The organism is Cellvibrio sp. (genome assembly GCF_053579595.1).
In genome coordinates, this window is sequence record NZ_JBRFPI010000327.1 from 1 (window position 1) to 5,285 (window position 5,285).

Sequence of the window (5,285 nt, forward strand, 5' to 3'; positions counted from 1 at the left end):
CCTGCATGCCGGCGCGGTTGATGCGCTCGATGATGTTGCGCTCGGCCGCCTTCTCCATGCCGGAGTACGCATGCACCACATACCAGCGCATGCCTTCGGTGGGGGTCCCTAGGGGGGTGTTGTTTTCGCTCATTCGCACTATCGCTCATTGTTGTTTGGCTGTTAAACGTGGGCTTAACAAAACGTTAATAAATACCAGGGTTTTGTCTAAGCATTATCAAATTCTGTGCCATCGTTCAAGGTTAGTGTTTTCCGCTATATCGCCCTGCAAGCCGCAATATTACTGGGCAAAAAAGCCTAGCTTGCACCAGATTAAAACAAATCCCGTCCATTTGGACAGGATATTGACAAGGCTAATCCGCTATTGGCGCGGAATCGCACCCACTGGTATCACAATTGCATTAGCCCCTCTGTCTTGCTCCTCCCTCGTAAACAACTTCCTGGATTTTCAGAGACTCTGCTTATGTTATTGCCCAGTATTCAGACCCTTTTCCTCGCAGGGTGCCGCGCCGCACTTGTTGTAATTGTTATCGCTGGTTATTTGATGGCTGCCTGGAGTGTAGCTGCTCCTGCAGCAAGCCCCGCAATCGGTTCTGCAACCAGTAGCGATTGGTTCGAAAAATTCAAAGCCACTGCCAGCGATGAAGATTTGTACCGCTTTTTATATGCCATGCCTAAAGGCGGCGATTTGCACAACCATATCAGCGGCTCGGTCATGTCCGGTTGGTGGTATGAGGTTGCACTCGCGCAAAAAGAATATGGCTATAGGTTTTACACCAAGGTGCGCATTAATAATTGCCGCGATTTCGCCGACAACAATTTCGGTTATCGCCCTTATTTGATGTTGTTCAACAATGTTATGGAATCTACCTATAACCAATTGCCCGAGTGTGAAAAAGCAGAATACAAACGCTTGGAAGACCTGGACGAAAAAGAAAAAGCGGGTTGGGTCAATAGCGTAACCCTGAGCCATGACCACGAAGGCCGCGATGAATTTTTCCAAACCCATTGGCAGCGTTTGGATCAATTGCTCTACAGTCCGTATCTGATTGCAGAAATTCTCTATAAAAATATGGAGGCCTTTGGCGATGAAGGTTTGATTTATTTAGAGACCATGTTGGAGGCGGGCGGTTACTTTAAACCCGATGGTAGCCCGATCAGTGAGGACGAAGCAGTCGCTATATTTCGCAAACGGCTTGCACAGGCTGATGCAAAAAAAACCGGCGTTACCGTGCGTTTCCAGGAATCCATCTTGCGTTTTGTTCCCAGCGCTGAAGCACAATTGCGCGCATCTTACGACATAGTTTCGCGCCATCGCGATTTGTATGTGGCGGTGAATATGGTGGGGCGTGAGGATAACGATAAAGGTTATCCGCTGCGTTTTACCCAAACCCTGCGCGAGCTGCGCCACAAATACAACAATGTGCGACTGTCGGTGCATGCTGGCGAAGTAGACGAACCCAATTCCCATATCCGCGATACTTTAATGCTCGGTGCAGATCGCATTGGCCACGGTGTGAATTTAATTAGCGATCCGGAATTGCTGCGCGAAATGCGCCATGGTCCTTATCTGGTGGAAATCAATTTAATTTCCAATTTGTTGCTCGAATATGTCAGCGATTATTCGCAGCATCCCTTCCCGGAATATTTGCGTTTGGGAATTCCAGTTGCGCTCTCAACAGATGATCGCGGCATGTGGGATTCCAATATTACTGACGAATTTTTTGTCGCGGTAAAAGAATTTAATTTGTCTTGGGATGAATTGTTGCTGCTCAGCCGCAACTCGCTGCAATACAGTTTTGTGGAAGAGGATGTAAAGGCGCAGCTGTTAAAAACCTACAGCGCGCGCGTTGATACTTTTCAAAAGTCGTTTGTGAAAAATGGTGTTAGCAGTTTGAAAAATACCAAGCCTGTTTCTTACGGCTTTACCTGCAAGCGTTATTCCCTCTGTAATTTCAACTAGGTAATCGGGGTGCAACATATTGGTTCAAGTGAGCGTGCATGGCGCATTATTTTGCATCAATACCCTTGTGCCCCGATCTACTCCAGGTGCCTTTTTGAGCGTGTAATTTTTCAATATATAAACGATTGAACTGTATTTTGTATTAGTTAAATAATTGAAAAATAAGGAAATTAATATGTATTTTTTAAAGAGTTAACCATTTAGACAGGAAATGGCACAGCGCTTGCAATTTCTCGCACAGCTTTCCTGATACATATTATTAGACACCCTTGGAGTGCACTTGCTATGACCATACACAAATGTTTTACCCGCAATAAACTCGCGTTACTTATCAGCATGGGTTGTGTTGTTGCAGCGCCAGCGTGGTCAGCTGAAGAGGTGGCGGCGCAAGCTGTTGCACCTATAGCTGCAGCAGGTGCGGTGGAAGAAACCCTGGTGATCGGTGACACCATGGGCTTGATGACCAAACAAGGTAAATCTGCTTTTGGTTTTAACAAGACCATTGTAGAAACCCCGCGTAGTTTGACTACAGTGAGCGCCGACATGATGGAGGCCTACAACATCAGCGATATTGATGATCTAGTGTTGGTTTCTCCTGGTGCTTTCACTCAATCGTTTTTTGGTGTTGCTGGTTCTTTAGATGTGCGCGGAACTCCGGGCGAAGTGTATTTTCGCGGTATGCGCCGCGTAAACAACCCTGGCAACTATCCAACGCCTATTGGTGCGTCTGATCGTATTGATATCGTACGCGGCCCTGCATCTCCCATATTCGGTCCATCAAAAATCGGTGGTTACCTCAACTTTGAACCCAAGTCTGCTCGTGCTGAATCGGGTCAATATCTCGATAAACCAGAAGGTCAATTCTCGGTAACGCGCGGTAGTTGGGATAAAAATATTGTGACCGCTGAAGTAGGTGGTCCGGCATCATTGGGAGAAAAAGATTTAGGCTATTACGTTTACGCTGAAACGGAAAACTCCGGTAGTTATTACGAAAATTCAGGTACCGACCAGAATGTTTTGCAGGCTGCGTTTAATATGGAGCTGTCACCGTCTACTCGTATTGAATTCGGTGGGATGTATCACGAATTTGATGGCAATCAGGTGGCGGGTTGGAACCGTGTAACACAAGATCTGATTGACCATGGTACTTACATTACAGGGTCACCTACCTCAGTTGATACCGACGGCGATGGTTTTAATTCACCGGATGAATACACTGCCTGGAAAGGTACTTTTGTCAAAGGCAATTTCTTTATGCCTGGAGTCCCTTTTACTGTGGCGCTAGACGAGGCCACCGATGCCCAGATGGATCCTGCTTGGGCACTGCAAAATGTTGGCACCGCAAAATTGGATGGCAGTCAAACATTAGTAGCACCGGATGACAAGCTTGTGACCACTGTGGGCACGCTTTTCTTCGATACAATTCACGAAGCCTCAGACGCTCTCACCATCACCAATAAATTCTTCTATGAAGAATTAGAGAATATTAACGAAAATGCCTACGGCTTTTCGCAATTTGTTGATACCTATGTGGTTGAAGATCAGGTAGTGTTTGCATTCGATATGGATCATACGGATTGGCTAAAAGCCAGCTACCAAGTATCGCCCAGTATTCGCTATACCGATTTCAAACAAGGCGATGATTTTGATTTCGAATACTTTGATCGTCGCGATTTAACAGGTACATCAACTGGTCTGGATCGCAAACTGTTAGCGACTCGCACTGATTCGGATTATGCCAATTATGTAGTGGGTGATTTTACTGATTACGGTTTTGCGATTTTGGCGGATTACACTATTGCCGAAAATCTGGGCGTCTTACTGGGTGGACGCTATGATCTGATCGATATGACGTCAACACGTGTTGGTTCAAAGTTGTATGTACCCACTGCTGACTTTACTGCGGAAGACTCTGTTGATGGTGGTTCATGGACAATGAGCGTGTCCTACCAGCTACCCTATGGCTTTATTCCTTACGCCACTCGTTCAACGCAATCCACAATCGTAATGGGGCAGGGTTCAGAAATCTCTCCCGGTTTGATCGAAAATGCTGACGGTACTAAGGCGGGTAATGCGCTTGCGGATTCGACGCTGAAAGAGGTTGGTGTAAAGGGTAATTTCTTCGATGATCGCTTGTATGCTTCTGCTGCTTACTTTGATCAAACCCGTACCAATTTTAGTGCGCAGGATTTGGTGAGTAACAATACAACACAGAGTGAGGGTTATGAGCTGGAAGCACGCTTGTTAATCACCGAAGATTTCACCATCACTACAGCCTTAACGCATTTGGAAATTACTAACCTGACAGCGTTGGACGGTGGCAGCCAATTTGGTTTTGCAGGTGCTGGTGATTTGGTAAATGTTACTGACCCTTCATTGTTTTACGGCTATGTCATGCAGGGTTTAACACCAGTAAGCAGCGAAGAAGATGCTAAAAAATCGGGTATTCCAGAAAACATGATGAGTGTGACTGGTGCTTACAATTTTGGCGATGGTTACAGCTTTACCGCTAGTGCGGTGCACGCTGATTCAACTTACTCTGGTTTCTCCCGGGCTATTAAATTGCCGTCTTACACCTTATTTAACGCTGGCATTTCCTACAGTACCGATGCGTGGTCTGTGAGTTTGCAAGGCAAAAACCTGACGAACGAACGCTACTTCCGTGCAAACTTCCCGGATCTTTTTGGTAGCACCATTGTGTTGCCAGAATTGCCGCGCAGTTTTGTTGGTAAGGTGACCTTCAAGTTCTAGGTTGATATTTGACTTATCACGTAGGTGTTGCGCGCAGGCCATTGTTCATTGCAATGGCCTGCGTCTACAAAATGACAGGGCTATCTAATGTTTATTTGCACACTAAAAAATATTGCCGTGGCGGTTTTATTTTGCTCATGGCTTTTACCTGTTGCCGCTGGGGCAGCGCAAATTCCTGAAGGAACGCCCAAAGCGCGTATTGCCGTATTGGGTGGGACTTTTTTAAATGACATTATTTTCTCCAGCAAACTGATCAAAAAAGAATTCACCATTGAAACAAAATTAGGCACTTCACCTAAAATTTATTACGCCGAATATGAGGGTATCCCGTTTTATTACGTACATGCCCACGGTGAAGGTAAATGGCTGGAGACTTGGGTGGCACTTTATGATCTGGGTGTTGAAGAGGCGATCGGCGGAGCGACTGCGGGTGGCATCAACCCCAAAATGGGCGTTTATGATTATGTGATCCCCGATGACTTTATCGATATGAATGTGGATCGCGCGCTCGGATTTCCGCCAGAAATTTATCGCGACCCCAACGCCATTCCGCTGCCGCGTTTTACACCGG

General features: G+C 46.2%; 3 protein-coding genes. All 3 read left to right on the forward strand.

Annotation, left to right across the window (positions count from 1 at the left end):
- Positions 1 to 463 precede the first annotated feature (463 nt).
- A complete protein-coding gene (locus ACWA6V_RS16845; protein WP_449523579.1) occupies positions 464 to 1,963 on the forward strand; it encodes an adenosine deaminase family protein in 1,500 nt (499 codons plus the stop codon).
- A 285-nt stretch (positions 1,964 to 2,248) separates the two neighbouring features.
- Positions 2,249 to 4,714 (forward strand): TonB-dependent siderophore receptor, encoded by a 2,466-nt coding sequence (locus ACWA6V_RS16850; protein ID WP_449523580.1) that lies wholly within the window; start codon positions 2,249 to 2,251, stop codon positions 4,712 to 4,714.
- An 87-nt stretch (positions 4,715 to 4,801) separates the two neighbouring features.
- A partial coding sequence (locus tag ACWA6V_RS16855; protein WP_449523581.1) for a phosphorylase family protein occupies positions 4,802 to 5,285 on the forward strand: 484 nt, incomplete at its 3' end.

Coding starts and splice junctions, on each gene's coding strand:
- ACWA6V_RS16845 (WP_449523579.1), top strand. CDS start 464: ATGTTATTGCCCAGTATTCAGACCCTTTTCCTCGCAGGGTGCCGCGCC.
- ACWA6V_RS16850 (WP_449523580.1), top strand. CDS start 2,249: ATGACCATACACAAATGTTTTACCCGCAATAAACTCGCGTTACTTATC.